Annotated in this window: 16 protein-coding genes and 1 tRNA gene; 5 read left to right on the top strand and 12 right to left on the bottom strand. The window is 60.8% G+C overall.

Annotated features, from left to right (window positions below):
* Nucleotides 1-2 precede the first annotated feature (2 nt).
* From AC1D13_RS02335 to AC1D13_RS02285, 11 genes are all read right to left on the bottom strand, one after another.
* Nucleotides 3-611 (bottom strand): NADH-quinone oxidoreductase subunit C, encoded by a 609-nt coding sequence (locus AC1D13_RS02335; protein WP_457279066.1) that lies wholly within the window; start codon nucleotides 609-611, stop codon nucleotides 3-5.
* Nucleotides 612-614: 3 nt separating this feature from the next.
* Nucleotides 615-1,094, bottom strand: a complete 480-nt coding sequence (locus AC1D13_RS02330) for a NuoB/complex I 20 kDa subunit family protein (protein ID WP_007864469.1) — start codon at nucleotides 1,092-1,094, stop codon at nucleotides 615-617.
* 152 nt (nucleotides 1,095-1,246) lie between these two features.
* Complete coding sequence (locus AC1D13_RS02325) at nucleotides 1,247-1,606, bottom strand: NADH-quinone oxidoreductase subunit A (protein WP_007864471.1); 360 nt, start codon at nucleotides 1,604-1,606, stop codon at nucleotides 1,247-1,249.
* Nucleotides 1,607-1,705: 99 nt separating this feature from the next.
* Nucleotides 1,706-1,790, bottom strand: a tRNA-Leu gene (locus tag AC1D13_RS02320).
* Between the two features lie 114 nt (nucleotides 1,791-1,904).
* Nucleotides 1,905-2,321 carry a preprotein translocase subunit SecG gene (gene secG / locus AC1D13_RS02315; protein WP_457279067.1) on the bottom strand — a complete coding sequence of 139 codons (417 nt, stop codon included), beginning with the start codon at nucleotides 2,319-2,321 and terminating at the stop codon, nucleotides 1,905-1,907.
* Nucleotides 2,322-2,353: 32 nt separating this feature from the next.
* Nucleotides 2,354-3,112, bottom strand: coding sequence for a triose-phosphate isomerase (tpiA, locus tag AC1D13_RS02310; RefSeq protein ID WP_477688868.1), 759 nt, complete (start codon nucleotides 3,110-3,112; stop codon nucleotides 2,354-2,356).
* Complete coding sequence (locus tag AC1D13_RS02305) at nucleotides 3,109-4,107, bottom strand: NAD(P)H-quinone oxidoreductase (RefSeq protein ID WP_477688867.1); 999 nt, start codon at nucleotides 4,105-4,107, stop codon at nucleotides 3,109-3,111. Before AC1D13_RS02305 ends, tpiA begins: the two co-directional genes overlap by 4 nt.
* 77 nt (nucleotides 4,108-4,184) lie before the next feature.
* Nucleotides 4,185-6,302, bottom strand: a complete 2,118-nt coding sequence (gene pnp, locus AC1D13_RS02300; protein ID WP_477688866.1) for a polyribonucleotide nucleotidyltransferase — start codon at nucleotides 6,300-6,302, stop codon at nucleotides 4,185-4,187.
* A 220-nt stretch (nucleotides 6,303-6,522) separates the two neighbouring features.
* The gene (gene rpsO, locus AC1D13_RS02295; RefSeq protein WP_348046953.1) at nucleotides 6,523-6,789 is read right to left on the bottom strand and encodes a 30S ribosomal protein S15; all 267 of its coding nucleotides are present in this window, start codon (nucleotides 6,787-6,789) and stop codon (nucleotides 6,523-6,525) included.
* Between the two features lie 145 nt (nucleotides 6,790-6,934).
* Entirely contained in the window at nucleotides 6,935-8,122 is a 1,188-nt protein-coding gene (locus tag AC1D13_RS02290; RefSeq protein WP_457279071.1) for a pyridoxal phosphate-dependent aminotransferase, read from the bottom strand.
* Nucleotides 8,123-8,177: 55 nt separating this feature from the next.
* Nucleotides 8,178-9,455, bottom strand: coding sequence for a branched-chain amino acid ABC transporter substrate-binding protein (locus tag AC1D13_RS02285; RefSeq protein WP_477688865.1), 1,278 nt, complete (start codon nucleotides 9,453-9,455; stop codon nucleotides 8,178-8,180).
* A 141-nt stretch (nucleotides 9,456-9,596) separates the two neighbouring features.
* Here AC1D13_RS02285 and AC1D13_RS02280 point away from each other — a divergent pair, with 141 nt between their 5' ends.
* The gene (locus AC1D13_RS02280; protein ID WP_457279073.1) at nucleotides 9,597-9,998 is read left to right on the top strand and encodes an Hsp20/alpha crystallin family protein; all 402 of its coding nucleotides are present in this window, start codon (nucleotides 9,597-9,599) and stop codon (nucleotides 9,996-9,998) included.
* Between the two features lie 97 nt (nucleotides 9,999-10,095).
* Here the strand turns inward: AC1D13_RS02280 and tsaD are convergent, their stop codons facing one another.
* Nucleotides 10,096-11,139, bottom strand: coding sequence for a tRNA (adenosine(37)-N6)-threonylcarbamoyltransferase complex transferase subunit TsaD (gene tsaD / locus AC1D13_RS02275; protein WP_477667744.1), 1,044 nt, complete (start codon nucleotides 11,137-11,139; stop codon nucleotides 10,096-10,098).
* 212 nt (nucleotides 11,140-11,351) lie between these two features.
* On the opposite strand from tsaD, the gene AC1D13_RS02270 reads away from it, so the two are divergent.
* From AC1D13_RS02270 to AC1D13_RS02255, 4 genes are all read left to right on the top strand, one after another.
* A complete protein-coding gene (locus AC1D13_RS02270; protein ID WP_457279075.1) occupies nucleotides 11,352-11,984 on the top strand; it encodes an ANTAR domain-containing response regulator in 633 nt (210 codons plus the stop codon).
* A gap of 368 nt (nucleotides 11,985-12,352) precedes the next feature.
* Complete coding sequence (locus AC1D13_RS02265) at nucleotides 12,353-13,597, top strand: CmpA/NrtA family ABC transporter substrate-binding protein (protein WP_457279076.1); 1,245 nt, start codon at nucleotides 12,353-12,355, stop codon at nucleotides 13,595-13,597.
* A gap of 198 nt (nucleotides 13,598-13,795) precedes the next feature.
* Nucleotides 13,796-14,623, top strand: coding sequence for a nitrate ABC transporter permease (ntrB, locus tag AC1D13_RS02260; RefSeq protein ID WP_457279077.1), 828 nt, complete (start codon nucleotides 13,796-13,798; stop codon nucleotides 14,621-14,623).
* A gap of 9 nt (nucleotides 14,624-14,632) precedes the next feature.
* Nucleotides 14,633-15,442 (top strand): ABC transporter ATP-binding protein, encoded by an 810-nt coding sequence (locus AC1D13_RS02255; RefSeq protein ID WP_457279078.1) that lies wholly within the window; start codon nucleotides 14,633-14,635, stop codon nucleotides 15,440-15,442.
* Nucleotides 15,443-15,520 lie beyond the last annotated feature (78 nt).

Here is a 15,520-nt window from a genome sequence, read left to right as displayed (position 1 = left end):
GCTTACTGCAGCCCGCCATAGTTGTCTTCGCGGATCACACGGGGAGTGATCTCACGCGGCTCGATGGTGACCGGCTGGTAAATCACGCGCTTTTGCTCGGGGTCGTAGCGCATTTCCACGTGGCCCGAAGTCGGGAAGTCCTTGCGGAAAGGATGGCCGATGAAGCCGTAGTCGGTCAGGATGCGGCGCAGGTCGTTGTGGCCCTCGAAGATGATGCCGTAGAGGTCGAAGGCCTCGCGCTCGAACCAGTTGGCCGAGTTCCAGATGCCATTGAGCGAATCCACCACGGGGAAATCATCGTCGGGGCAGAACACCTTGAGGCGAACACGCTGGTTGAGGCTGACCGACAACAGATGCGACGCCACGCAATAGCGCAAACCGTCGTATTGGCCGTCCTTGTATTCGGAGTAATCGACGCCGCACAGGTCGATCAGTTGCTCGAAGCGGCAACCGGGCGCATCACGTAACTGGGTTGCGGCAGCCAGGTAGTCGGCAGCAGAAACCGTAAGAGTGATCTCACCGAGCGCGATGTTCAGATTCTTGACTTTGTCGCCGAGCACTGCACGAATCGTTTCGGCGAGTTGCTCCATGGAAACAGGAGAAGAGGACATGTCTTATGCCCTCGCAATCGTGTTGGTGCGACGAATTTTCTGCTGCAGCTGGATGATGCCGTACATCAGCGCTTCCGCTGTGGGTGGGCAGCCGGGCACATACACGTCAACCGGCACGATACGGTCGCAGCCGCGAACCACGGAGTAACTGTAGTGATAATAGCCGCCGCCATTGGCGCAAGAGCCCATGGACAACACCCAGCGCGGCTCGGACATCTGGTCATACACCTTGCGCAGTGCCGGTCCCATCTTGTTGCACAGCGTGCCAGCCACGATCATCAGGTCGGACTGTCGTGGGCTGGGACGAAACAACATGCCGAAGCGATCCAGGTCGTAACGCGCCGCGCCCGCATGCATCATTTCGACGGCGCAGCAGGCCAGGCCGAACGTCATGGGCCAAAGCGAACCCGTCTTGGCCCAGTTCACCACCGAGTCGTAACTCGTGGTCATGAAGCCTTCGTTGAAAACACCTTCAAGTGACATACCCGTACCTTTGTGGCGTGACCCGCCTAGAGAACCCTCGGGATCTTCTTATTTCATTTCCAAATCAAACTTGCACTTTGTCGGCCCGCCTTGCCGTGCCTTAGCACTGTCTACGGCGGACCTTCGCGTTCACGCTCGATTTGGAAATGAAATCACTCCCAGTCCAGCGCACCCTTTTTCCACTCGTAGACAAAGCCCACGACCAGAATGCCCAGGAAAATCATGACGGACCAGAAACCGACGGGGCCGATTTCCTTGAGCGCCACGGCCCAGGGAAAAAGAAACGCGATTTCGAGGTCAAAAAGAATGAAGAGGATGGCAACCAGGTAGTAGCGCACATCGAATTTCATGCGGGCATCTTCGAAAGCCTCGAAGCCGCATTCGTAAGGGGAATTTTTTTCGCTGTCGGGACGCACAGGGCCCAACAAACGCCCCAGGACCTGAGGCACCACACCGACACCCACACCCACCAGAATAAACAAAAGAACAGGAAGGTATTGATCGAGGTTCATCGTGGATTCAACTTCTGAAAAGCCACTTGCGCGGTTTGCTTCAGCTTGCCGTTTGAGCCGACAGCACTGCCGGAGCGTTGCTGCCGATGCATGTCAATCTGGTGCGGACGGCGAGACTCGAACTCGCACACCTTTCGGCACTACCCCCTCAAGATAGCGTGTCTACCAATTTCACCACGTCCGCGGTATTTAACTGCCTGGATGGCATGAGGAACCTTGCGGTTTTGGCTTTCCAGACAGTCTTAGAGTTTACCCCGAAATATTGCTGCTCCCGACTGCGGGCAACAGCAAAATCTCGTTATTTCGTCGGGATTTGCGCGGCACCGGAGGCGGCGGGCGCAGGCGGGACAGGAACTGCCGTGCCGGTACCTGCAGGTGCAGAGGTTCCCGGAATCTGGGCCGCGCCGGAAGCTGCAGCAGCCGGCGCCGGAGCGGTCACGGCGGCCCCCTCCAGGACGCTGGAGCTTGTGCGTGCAGGAGCATTGCCAAAGTAAGCAAGCAGCAAGGTGCAGGCAAAAAACAACGCGGCGAGAACACCGGTAGTGCGTGACAGGAAATTGGCACTGCCGCTGGCGCCAAAAAGACTGCCCGAACCGCCGCTGCCAAATGCCGCGCCCATGTCTGCGCCCTTGCCGTGTTGCACCAGGATCAGGCCAATCATGCCGAGTGCCGAGAGCATTTGCACGGCGAGGACAATGGTTAATACAACGTTCATATCTACTCCTAATTAATAGCGTTCTGCGCTCGTCAGTTGCGGGCTGCAGCAATAATTGTCAAAAAATCGGGGGCTTTGAGCGAGGCACCGCCAATCAGGCCGCCATCGATATCGGACTGGGCCAGCAGCGTTGCCGCGTTGGCCGCATTCATGCTGCCGCCATACAGGATTTTCACGCGGGCAAACTGATCGGTAGCCGCCTTCAATTGGCTGCGCAGCACCAGGTGCACAGCCTGCGCCTCTTGCGGGGTCGCTGTCTTGCCGGTACCAATCGCCCATACCGGTTCATAGGCCACCACGATTTCACTGATGCAGTGGCCATTGGCGTGGATCACCGCCGCGAGCTGCCGCTTCACGACTTCCTCGGTATGGCCTGCCTCACGTTCGGCCAGCGTTTCGCCAACACAAACGATGGGGGTAACACCGCAGGCCAGTGCAGATTTTGCCTTGTCGGCGACCATCGCATCAGTCTCACCGTGATACTCGCGGCGCTCCGAGTGACCAACGATGGCGAAACGGCAACCAAATTCCTTGAGCATCGCGGCACTGACTTCACCCGTATAGGCGCCGCTGGCATGAGCGGACACATCCTGCGCGCCCAGTTCAATGGCAGACAGGCCGGGTTTTGCAGCTCGCAATAACTGAACCTGTGCCAGGTAAGGCGCGGGAACACAAACCGCCACTTCGCATGCCGGAGGGCTGGCCAGCCCGCTCGCCAAGGCATCCAGCAAGGCCGCGTTGGCCTCCAGGCCGCCGTTCATTTTCCAGTTACCAGCAATAAGCTTCTTCATGGTGCCGGTGACCAGGTTAAGACGATTTTGCCGACATGCTGGTTGGACTCCATCAATGCATGCGCCTTGGCCGCATCAGCCGCCGCAAACGTGCTGTGAATCACCGGCTTGACAGCACCGCTCGCAAGCAGTGGCCAGACCTTGTCCCTCAATGCATTCGCAATGGCACTCTTGAACTCAACAGATCGCGCACGCAGGGTTGAACCGGTGACGGTCAAGCGCTTGCGCAACACCAACCCTGCATTGATCTCGGACTTGACCCCGCCCTGTATCGCAATGATGACCAGACGGCCGTCTTCGGCCATGCAGTCAACTTCTCGCGCAACATAACCGCCGGCAACCATATCAAGAATGACGTCGACGCCCTTCCCGTTGGTCAGCTTTTTTGCCTCTTCGGAAAAGTCGCTGGTCTTGTAGTTGATGGCATGGTCCGCGCCCAGGGCAACACAGGCAGCACATTTTTCGTCGCTGCCGGCTGTTACCAGCACCGTGGCCCCCAGGGCCTTGGCGATCTGAATGGCCGTGACGCCGATGCCGCTGGAGCCGCCCTGGATCAGCAAGGTTTCGCCCGGCTGCAGGTAAGCGCGCTCAAACACATTGCTCCAGACGGTGAAAAACGTCTCGGGCAGAGATGCCGCCTCGATGTCGCTCAACCCTGAAGGCACCGGCAGGCACTGCCCAATCGGAGCAACACACAACTCGGCATAGCCGCCACCCGCGACCAACGCGCAAACACGGTCACCGATTTTGAGACCGGCTGCAGTCATGGCCCCGGCATCGCCGGACACGATCACACCCGCGACTTCAAGCCCGGGGATGTCAGATGCCCCGGGCGGTACCGGGTAGTGACCCATTCGCTGAAGAACATCAGGGCGGTTGACGCCACTGGCGCTCACGCGGATCACTACCTCGCCAGAGCCTTCGATGGGCGCCGGGCGATCAGCCAGACACAACACCTCAGGCTTGCCGTAGGAGGTAATTTCAACAACTTTCATGGCGTATCAAGGTCATTTGAGCCGCCAGCCCTCTGTAAAAGAGCGCAAGCAGCTACAAAATCAATAGCAAATATTGATCAGCCCCGGTCCTGGTCCTGGGCCGGACGGTCCAGCAGGGCCTTCATCGACAGCTTGACACGGCCTTTTTCGTCGGTCTCAAGAACCTTCACCTTGACGATCTGGCCTTCGCTCAGGTAGTCGGTGACTTTTTCAACACGCTCGTGGGCGATCTGGCTGATGTGCAGCAGGCCGTCCTTGCCGGGCAGCAGGTTGATCAGTGCACCGAAGTCCAGGATCTTGGTGACCGGGCCTTCGTAGACCTTGCCGATTTCGACTTCTGCGGTGATCTCGGCGATGCGGCGTTTGGCTTCGTCGGCCTTAGCGCTGTCATTCGACGCGATGGTGATGGTGCCGTCTTCTTCGATGTTGATCTGCGTGCCGGTTTCTTCGGTCAGCGCGCGGATGACGGCGCCGCCCTTGCCGATCACGTCGCGGATCTTCTCGGGATTGATCTTCATCACATAGAGGCGCGGCGCGAAGTCGGAGACTTCGGCCTTGGCTTCACCCATGGCTTCCTGCATCTTGCCCAGGATGTGCATGCGGGCCTCCTTGGCCTGGGCCAGTGCGACCTGCATGATTTCCTTGGTGATGCCCTGGATCTTGATGTCCATCTGCAGCGCGGTGATACCGAAGGTGGTACCGGCAACCTTGAAGTCCATGTCGCCCAGGTGATCTTCATCACCCAGGATGTCGGTCAGCACGGCAAAGCGGTTGTCTTCCTTGATCAGGCCCATGGCGATACCGGCCACGTGGGCTTTCATCGGCACGCCGGCGTCCATCAGCGACAGGCAGCCGCCGCAAACCGAAGCCATCGACGAGGAGCCATTGGACTCGGTGATCTCAGACACCACACGCATGGTGTACGGGAATTCTTCCTTTGTGGGCAGCACGGCGATCAGCGCGCGCTTCGCAAGCCGCCCATGACCAATCTCGCGGCGTTTTGGCGAACCAACACGGCCGGTTTCGCCGGTGGCGAACGGAGGCATGTTGTAGTGCAGCATGAAGCGGTCTTCGTAGTCACCCGACAGTGCGTCGATGCGCTGCGCGTCGCGCTCGGTACCAAGTGTGGTCACGACCAACGCCTGGGTTTCGCCACGCGTGAAGAGGGCCGAGCCGTGGGTGCGTGGCAGCACGCTGTTGCGGATTTCAATCGCGCGCACGGTGCGTGTGTCGCGGCCGTCGATACGGGGCTCGCCGGCCAGGATCTGGCTGCGAACGATCTTGGCTTCGATGTCGAACAGCATGCCTTCAACGGCCACGCCGTCGAATTCAACGCCGTCAGCCTTCAGTGCGGCCATCACGTCGGAAGTCACCACGCGGCAGGCTTGCGTACGGGCTTGCTTGGCGCGGATCTGGTACGCGGCTTGCAGCTTGGCGCCGGCCAGTTCGTTGACCCTGGCGATCAGCGGTTCGTTCTTGGCGGGAGCTTTCCAGTCCCAGACCGGCTTGCCGGCGTCGCGCACAAGTTCATGGATCGCGTTGATGGCGATGTTGCCTTGCTCATGGCCGAACACCACGGCGCCGAGCATGATTTCTTCGGACAGTTGCTGGGCTTCGGACTCGACCATCAGCACGGCGGCTTCAGTGCCGGCCACGACGAGGTCCATCTTCGAATCCTTGAGCTGGGTCTTGCCGGGGTTCAGAACGTATTGGCCGTCGATGTAAGCAACGCGGGCGGCGCCGATGGGGCCGTTGAACGGGATGCCGGAGATCGACAAGGCGGCGCTCGAAGCGATCAGCGCGGGGATGTCGCCTTCCACTTCAGGGTTCAACGACAGCACGTGGATCACGACCTGCACTTCGTTGAAGAAGCCTTCGGGGAACAGCGGGCGAATCGGGCGGTCGATCAGGCGGGAGGTCAGCGTTTCGAATTCGCTGGGGCGGCCTTCGCGCTTGAAGAAGCTGCCGGGAATGCGGCCGGCGGCGTAGGTTTTCTCAAGGTAGTCAACCGTCAGGGGGAAGAAATCCTGGCCGGGCTTGGCATCGGTCTTGGCAACCACGGTGGCCAGCACCACGGTGCCGTCCATATCAACGATGACGGCGCCGCTGGACTGGCGTGCGATTTCGCCGGTTTCCATCGTGACTTTGTGCTGGCCCCATTGGAAAGACTTGGTGACTTTGTTGAAAATGCTCATGTTCTTATCTCCACTAAATTCACGCACTTGAGGCAGTGCGGGAGGCCCGGAGCGGCGGCTGGCTGAACACGATGCCATTCCACAAAATGCCTGGGATCAGAGGCCTGACCAGGGCTTTTCTTGTGGAATGACACAGCGCGTGCTCGTTTTGCCTTGCTCCGAAGTAAAAAGCGCCTGAGCTAGTGAACTAACTCAGGCGCTTTCAAATCGTTGTTACCGATTACTTGCGCAGGCCAAGCTTGGCGATCAGCGCGGTGTAACGTTCGGCATCTTTGGACTTCAGGTAGTCCAGCAGCTTGCGGCGGCGGCTCACCATGCGCAGCAGACCGCGGCGGCCATGGTGATCCTTGGCGTTGGCCTTGAAATGGGGGGTCAGTTCGTTGATGCGGCCGGTCAGCAGCGCCACTTGAACTTCAGGGCTGCCGGTGTCGCCGGCGGCACGTGCGTTGGCCTGAACGATTTCGGCCTTGATTGATTTTGCAATCATGTTTTCTCTTTCTTGCACCGAGGTGCGCTTGCGAGCGAAGCAGCGTTCCCGACATGGGAGTTGAATAAACCGCTTTCGTCGTGTTCCGGCATGAAAAGGCCCCTAAAACTTCTATCTGGGGCCTCAATTTGCGCAGAGCCTTGGATTATAGCCCAAGCCAGCGCCTCAGGCGCCCCACCCCCTGCCCAAGCCTGTCCACGTCCTGGCTGGCGAAACACCAGCGCAGCCAGCCCTGGGCCTCCGGGCCTGGGTTGACCATGAAGGCATTGCCGGGCGCCAGACCCAGCCCGGCCTCCACGACCAGGCGTTTGGCCGTCTCCAGCGAGTCCCCAAAGCGCGCCTGGTCTTCCAGCCTGAAAAAGGCGTACATGCCGCCTTTGGCCGGCGCCAACTGCACGCCCGGCACGGCCTGCAGCAGCGGCACCAAAGTGTCGCGGCAGGTTTTCAGATGGGCAACCACCCGGGGCGTGATATCGGCCGTGCGTTCGATGGCCACCAGCCCGGCCCGCTGCACGAACACCGGCGCGCAGGAGGTGTTGAACTCCACCAGCTTGCCCATGTGTGGCGTCATGGCAGCCGGCATCACCAGCCAGCCCAGGCGCCACCCGGTCATCAAAAAGCTCTTGGAAAAGCTGTGAACGACCACCAGTCGATCCTCGGGCGCGGCGATATCCAGAAAACTGGGGGCGCAACCGTTAGGGGTGGCCTCGTAATAAAGCCGTTCATAGACCTCGTCCGCCAGGATCCAGGTCCCGGTCTTGCGGCAATGCGCCAGGATGGCCTCCTGCTCGGCGCGCGACAGCGTCCAGCCGGTGGGATTGTTGGGCGCGTTGACGATGAGTAGTTTGGTTTTCGGCGTGATGGCGGCCAGTAGCTCGGCCACATCAAGCCGCCACTCGCCTGCCACCGGCTTGAGGCTGACGCATTTGACCTGCGCGCCCATGATGGCCGGCTGGGCCGTCAGGTTGGGCCAGACAGGCGTCACGGCCACGACTTCGTCGCCGGCATCCACCAGCGCCTGCACCGCCAGCATTAGCGCATTGACGCCGCCGGAAGTCACAGCGATGCGCTCGGCCGTGATCGGCGCGGCCCCCGCACAGCGCAGGCCCGTCGCGTAATTGGCAATAGCCTCCCGCAGCTCTGGCAAGCCCAGGTTTTGCGCATAAAAAGTCTCGCCCTGCTGCAACGATGCAGCCGCCGCATCGCGGATAAACGCGGGCGTGACCTCATCGCTCTCGCCAAACCAGAACTTGAGGACGTCATCGCGCCCCATGCCCGCGTTGGCCACCTGGCGGATCATCGATTCTTCAAGATCTAAAACAGTTTTTCTCATGGATAGTCCGTCCGCCTGCCGGCTTCAATCAATTATTCAATCAGCCAATTTGAACTCAGGGCCGGACCATCTTGCAGCTGTTGGGCTGCTCAGCCTTTTCGGGCGAAATAGTCTTGATGACGCGAAAACCGTAGCCGGAACCCTCCACGTCAAATTTCACACCCGGCGAACCCTGCTTGCCCATCAACGCCACCAGCAGCGGCTGCTGGAACTGGTGGTCGGCCGAGCGCATCGCGCCTTTGTGGCCCGCAAAAGTGACCGTACTGCGCTCAAGCTGCGCCGCCACCGCGCCGGCGTCAGCACTGCCCGCTTTGTCAAGGCTTTGGGCCAGGGCCTCAATCATCAGCTGCATGCGCATGTGCACATAGTCGTCCTGAGGCTTGGGAAAGCGCTGGCGGAAGGACTGGTAGAAGGCTTCGGACTGCACGCCCGCCTCATTCGGGAACCAGTCGGCCACCGCGATCACCTTGCCTACGCCGGCATCGCCCAGCGCGCCCGGCACGCCCAGCGCGTTGCCGTAGAAGGTATAGAACTTGCCCTCGTAACCGACTTCCCTTGCCGCCTTGATCAACAGCGTCAGGTCGTTACCCCAGTTGCCCGTAAGCACTGCCTGCGCTCCGCTGGCCTTGATCTTCGCGGCATAGGGAATGAAGTCCTTGACACGGCCCAGCGCGTGCAACTCGTCGCCCACGATCTGCACGTCGGGTCGCTGCGCACCCAGTTGCTTGCGCGCCTCGCGCAGCACGGCCTGCCCGAAACTGTAGTCCTGGCCGATCAGGTAAATGCTTTTGAGCGCCTTGTCGTCCCGGAGCACATCCATGAGCGCGGCCATGCGCATGTCTGCATGCGCATCAAAGCGGAAATGCCAGTAGCTGCACTTTTCATTCGTCAGGATCGGGTCGACCGCCGAGTAGTTGAGAAACAGCACGCGCTTGTTCGGCTCACGTTCGTTGTGCTTGTTGATGGCGTCGATCAGCACAGCCGCAATCGCGGAGGAATTGCCCTGTGCAACGATGGTCACGCCGTCGTCGATCGCCGAGCGCAATGCCGCCAGCGCCTCTTCGTTCTGGCCCTTGCTGTCGTAGCGCTCAACGACCAGGTTGCGCGGGCCGCCTGCCAGCTTCACACCGCCACGGGCATTGACGCGCTCAGTGGCCCAGACGAGGTTTCGGAACACCGCTTCGCCGGTATTGGCGAATGCGCCTGACAGGCTTTCGATCAGCGCAATACGAACAGGTGCCGGCACAGGCGGCTGGCTTGCGGTCTGCGCGAACGCCGCCGCCGAGGCGCAAAGACATAGGGCCATGAGGAAGCGTTTCAAGTGTTTCTGCATAAAAAAATAGACCCTGGTCTTTTGCCTGATTTGGCTTGAATAAACCGCTTGCACACCTAACTGGGGTGCAAGCGGCAATCACGGTGAGCGCCGCGCAGTGTAAGGGGAAAACACCCCTTGTTCATCCATCAAGGAATAGCCATGTTTTACTCTCTCGCCCATCGCCCTGCCCGTGCCTTTCAACGCCACTACGCACCCGTCGTGAGCAACGGCGCCCTGGAAAAATTCCTCAACGATACCTTCTCGTCGCTGTCTGACACCGGCGCCGCCAAGGCTGCCAACGTGGAAGACCTCGAGAAGGCCTATACCCTGCAATTCGACGTTCCCGGCCTGGCCCGCGAACAACTGGATATCGGCATTGAAGGCGACGTGGTTCGTGTCTCCAGCAAGGAAGACGCACCCCGCAAGATCAAGGCCGCATGGCGCTTCCCGCTGGAAATCGATACCGCCAACAGCAGCGCCAAACTGGAAAACGGCGTGTTGACCCTGACACTGGGCAAAAAAGTCCCTGTCAGCAACGTCACCCACCTCGACATCCAGTAGCCACCGACCAAAGCCGGGTAGCCGTCCCTGCCAGCCAGGGCCGCAGAACCGGCTTTGCCGGGCCGCAGGCGCAGCGGCCCCCTCGGGGGGCAGGGAGCTACGCGGCGCGAGCGACCGTGGGGGTCAAACTCCAGCGCGGCTTCACATCAAACGTGTAGTCGCGCTGAAGCGTTTCAAGCCCGGCTTGCAGGCGCATGCCAGCCGCCAGGGCGATCATGGCGCCGTTGTCGGTGCATAAATGCAGCTCGGGGTAATGCACGCGGATGCCTCGCTGTTTGCACACGGCATCAAGTTGGCTGCGCAGCAGCGCATTGGCGCCCACGCCGCCAGCCACCACCAGGCGCTTCAACCCGGTTTGCGTCATGGCTGCGAGTGATTTTTTCACCAGCACTTCAACGATGGCCGCCTGCGTAGACGCGGCCAGATCGGCTTTGCGGCTTTCCAGATCCGGCCCCAGTTTTTTGGCCTGCGTTAGCACCGCGGTTTTGAGCCCGGCAAAGGAAAAATCAAGATCGCCGCTGTGCAGCAAGGGTCGCGGCAACTTAAAGGCCGCGCCGTCACCGCCCTCAGCCAGCTTCGACAGATGTGGCCCTCCTGGATAAGGCAGGCCCATCAGCTTGGCCGACTTGTCAAAGGCCTCACCCGCCGCATCGTCAATGGTTTCACCCAGCAATTCATAACTTCCCACACGGTCCACGCGCATCAATTGGGTATGCCCGCCGGATACCAGTAGCGCCACAAAAGGAAATTCAGGCGGGTCGGCACTCAAAAAAGGCGACAGCAAATGCCCTTCCAGGTGATGCACACCCATGGCCGGCTTGCCCAGCGCCGCCGCCAGCGAGCAGGCCACACCCGCCCCCACCAGCAACGCACCTGCAAGCCCAGGGCCGCGCGTATAAGCCACCACATCTACCTGTGCAAGGCTGCTTCCCGCCTCTGCCATGACCTGATGTGTCAAGGGCAAGACGCGCCGGATATGGTCCCGGCTGGCCAGCTCGGGCACCACACCGCCATACGCCTGGTGCATGTCTATCTGGCTAAACAAGGCGTGCGACAGCAGGCGCGGCACTCCGCCGCCGCTGGCATCCACCAGCGCCACACCGGTTTCATCGCAACTCGATTCGATTCCTAGAACTAGCATCGTCCAAGTGTAAGGTTTGAGGTAACTCCTCACATCAACTGGGGCTGCAGGCGGGCGGTCCCCGAGGGGCTGGAGCCCGCGGCTCCAAGCCTGCCTGTGCAGGCTTGGACGGGCGACAGAGGCGAAACGTCTCGTGAGCTGCGGCCAGCAAGGCCTCGGGAGTTACACGCAGTGAACGACTGTGGGGGCACGGTTCTTGCACCGCTTGGCACATGACACCGTCCCAATCCCTGCGCCTTGTCATCATCGCCCCGGACCTGCTGGAGTCCGTATCCGATGACGCCCATGCACGGGAACTGGCCGAGCGCTCGCGCCAGCTGCGTATCGGCCTGCTGGAAAACGGTTACAACATTGTCGCGGTGCTCCCGGCCGATACCTTCCTGGACGAGCGCCTGGCGCAACTGCAACCCGACATGATCATCGTGGACGCCGAAAGTGAGGCCCGCGATTCGCTGGAGCATGTGGTCATGGCAACGCGGGACGCCCGCCGGCCCATCGTGCTGTTCACCAACGACAACGACACCAGCCACGTGAAGGATGCCGTCGCCGCCGGCGTGTCGGCCTATGTGGTGGCCGGCCTCTCCCCGGATCGAATCCGCCCCATCCTGGATGTGGCCATGGCGCGCTTTGAACACGAACAGGGCCTGCGCAAAGAACTGGCCCATGCCAAAACAGAGCTGCATGACCGAAAAGTCATAGACCGGGCCAAAGGCATGCTGATGCAGCGCCAGGGATTGTCTGAGCAGGCCGCTTACGAAAAGCTGCGCAAGGCCGCCATGGACAAGGGCCTGCGCCTAGGCGAAGTAGCCCAGCGCATGCTGGACGCCCTGGACCTGCTGGGCTGAATCGCCGGCCAGGCCTCAATAAACCCTCAATTGGTGCAGCGCACAAATACGGTGCAAACATCAACCTGCAACCCTGCGTCATCCCGCCCCGCAGCTGCCCACAGCGCACTTCACATGGCTCGCATAACTGGGCGCACCCACTCTCAAAACCACCGCGTCCTAACGACACCCGCCAACCCTGGCACAGCTTTTGCAATGCCCTAGGCACTGGTCAAAGATGGCCGACCGGCACAGCACTTCAATGGCGAAGTGTGTGGTGCCCCCAAGGAACAAAGGCGTTCGCACCCTGCATCACGTTCAACGTGTTGCCCGGGTCGAGCGCCTTTTTTGTTTTTGTCTTTCGTTTTTAACTATCAGGAGCCGCCAACATGACTGAACTGCTGAAATCTTCGCTGACACGCCGCACCGTGCTGCAGGCCGCGGCCGTAGGCGCCGTGGGCATCAACCCCGCCCTGCGCGCTGCCGTGTACGCCCAGGGCTCCGACGCGCCGGAGAAGAAGGAAGTGAAGATCGGCTTCATACCGCTGACCGACTGCGCCTCCGTGGTCATGGCCTCGGTGCTGGGCATTGACCAGAAATATGGCGTCAAGATCATCCCGACCAAAGAAGCCAGCTGGGCCGGTGTGCGCGACAAGCTCGTCAACGGCGAGCTGGACTTCGCCCACGTGCTCTACGGCCTGGTCTACGGCGTGCACATGGGCACGGCAGGCCCCAAGAAAGACATGGCTGTGCTGATGACGCTCAACAACAACGGCCAGGCCATCACGCTGTCCAAAAAACTCGCCGACAAAGGCGCGGTTGACGGCGCGGGCCTGGCCAAGCTCATGGCGACCGACAAGCGCGAATACACCTTCGCCCAGACCTTCCCCACCGGCACGCACGCCATGTGGCTTTATTACTGGCTGGCCGCCAACGGCATCAACCCGATGAAGGACGCCAAAGTGATTACCGTGCCGCCGCCGCAGATGGTGGCCAACATGCGCGTGGGCAACATGGACGGCTTCTGCGTGGGCGAGCCTTGGGGCCACCGCGCCATCATCGACGGCATCGGTGTGACCGCCGTGACCACCCAGGACGTCTGGAAGGACCACCCAGAAAAAGTACTAGGCACCACCGCCGACTTCGTCAAGAAATACCCCAACACCGCGCGTGCCGTGACCGCCGCCATCATCGAAGCCGGCAAGTGGATTGACGCCAGCCTCTCCAACAAAAACAAGATGGCCGAGACCGTGGCCGACAAGAGCTACGTCAACACCAGCGTGGACGCCATCAACCAGCGCATCCTGGGCCGCTACCAGAACGGCATGGGCAAGACCTGGGACGACCCGAACTACATGAAGTTCTACAACGACGGTGCGGTGAGCTTCCCTTACCTGTCCGACGGCATGTGGTTCCTCACACAGCACAAGCGCTGGGGCCTGATCAAGGACCATCCAGACTACCTGGGCATTGCCAAGCAAATCAACCACATCGACGTCTACAAGCAGGCAGCCACGGCGGCCAAGGCCAGCGTTCCCAAAGACATCATGCGCAGCAGCAAGCTGATGGACGGCACCGTGTGGGACGGCAAGGACCCGAAAAAATACGCCGACAGTTTCAAGGTTCACGCCTGAACACCCACGCGATATCCACGCTACACCCCACCCAACCTTCCTACGTAAAGAGGTGACGCCATGGTCAGTGCCGTATTTCACACCCCGCTGGAGGCGGCAACCCCGGCAAGCCGCAGCAGCGAAAGGCCCAGAGATGCCGCCGCTATCAATTCGATAGCTGGTGGCGCTCATCCAACGGGCGCTACAGCCCAAAATAGCATGAACGCCCCAACAAAACCCACCCCAATCACCAAGCCATCCGGCGATGCCTCCTGGCTCTGGCTCAGCGTCCTGCCCCCCCTGTTGGGCCTGGGTTTGCTGGTGCTGATCTGGGAACTGGTTTTCATGGGCACGGCCGGCAGCATTCCCTCGCCCAAAGACACCTTTGTGCAGGCGGTGCAGATCTTCAGTGATCCGTTCTACAGCAAGGGGCCGAATGACCAGGGTGTGGGCTGGAACGTGCTGTCGTCACTCAAGCGCGTGGCCATGGGCTTCGGCATGGCGGCTGTCGTCGGCATCCCGGTCGGCTTCATGATCGGGCGATTCAACTTTCTGAGCCGCATGTTCAACCCGCTGATCAGCCTGCTGCGCCCGGTCTCGCCGCTGGCCTGGTTGCCGATTGGTCTGCTGGTCTTCAAGGGCGCCAACCCCGCAGCCATCTGGACCATCTTCATCTGCTCCATCTGGCCGATGATCATCAACACGGCGGTCGGCGTGCAGCGCGTGCCCCAGGACTACATGAACGTGGCACGTGTGCTCAACCTCAGCGAGTGGAAGATCGTCACGAAAATTCTCTTCCCCGCCGTGCTGCCTTACATGCTGACCGGCGTGCGCCTGGCAGTGGGCACCGCCTGGCTCGTCATCGTCGCGGCCGAGATGCTGACCGGCGGCGTCGGCATCGGCTTCTGGGTCTGGGACGAGTGGAACAACCTCAACGTCAAGAACATCATCATCGCGATTTTTGTCATTGGCATCGTCGGGCTGGTGCTGGAGTTCGCCCTCATCAAGCTGGCCACGGCTTTTACCTTCGAAGAAGTGAAAAATTAAGGAATCGCCATGACCTCTTTCACCACCAAGTACATCGAGATCCAGGGCGTAGAGCAAACTTTCAAGACCAAAAAGGGGCCGTTCTGCGCACTGCAGCACATCAACCTCACGGTCGCCAAAGGCGAGTTCGTCACACTGATCGGCCATTCAGGCTGCGGCAAATCCACGCTGCTCAACCTGATTGCCGGCCTGACCACGCCGACAGAGGGCAGCCTGCTGTGCGCCAACCGCGAGATTGCCGGACCCGGCCCCGAGCGCGCTGTCGTATTCCAGAACCATTCGCTGCTGCCCTGGCTCACCTGCTTTGAAAATGTCTACCTCGCTGTCGAGCGCGTGTTCTCAGCCACCGAAAGCAAGGCGCAACTCAAGGCCCGCACCGACGCCGCACTGGCCATGGTCGGACTGACGCCGGCGGCGCAAAAACGTCCCGGCGAGATTTCGGGCGGCATGAAGCAGCGCGTCGGCATTGCACGCGCGCTGTCGATGGAACCCAAGGTGTTGCTGCTGGACGAGCCTTTCGGCGCCCTTGACGCCCTGACCCGCGCCAAGCTGCAGGACGAACTGCTGCAAATCGTTGCCACCACACAAAGCACGGTCGTCATGGTGACCCATGACGTCGACGAAGCGGTTCTCCTGAGCGACCGCATTGTGATGATGACCAACGGTCCCGCCGCCACGATCGGCGAGGTGCTGCCGGTGGAGCTGCCCCGCCCGCGTTCCCGCGTGGCGCTGGCCGAAGACATCCGTTACCTGGGTTACCGCAAAGCCGTTATCGATTTCCTTTACACCCGCCAGGGCCACGTCGAAAAAGCAGCCTGAGTAAAGACTCGCCCCCGAAGCGCCTTTGGCGCCTCCCCCTCGAGGGGGCGCCACCAGCAGCCCGGCAAAGCCGGTTCT

Source organism: Polaromonas sp. P1_E12 (genome assembly GCF_056405975.1).
This window is presented reverse-complemented; position numbering and strand designations above follow the sequence as displayed.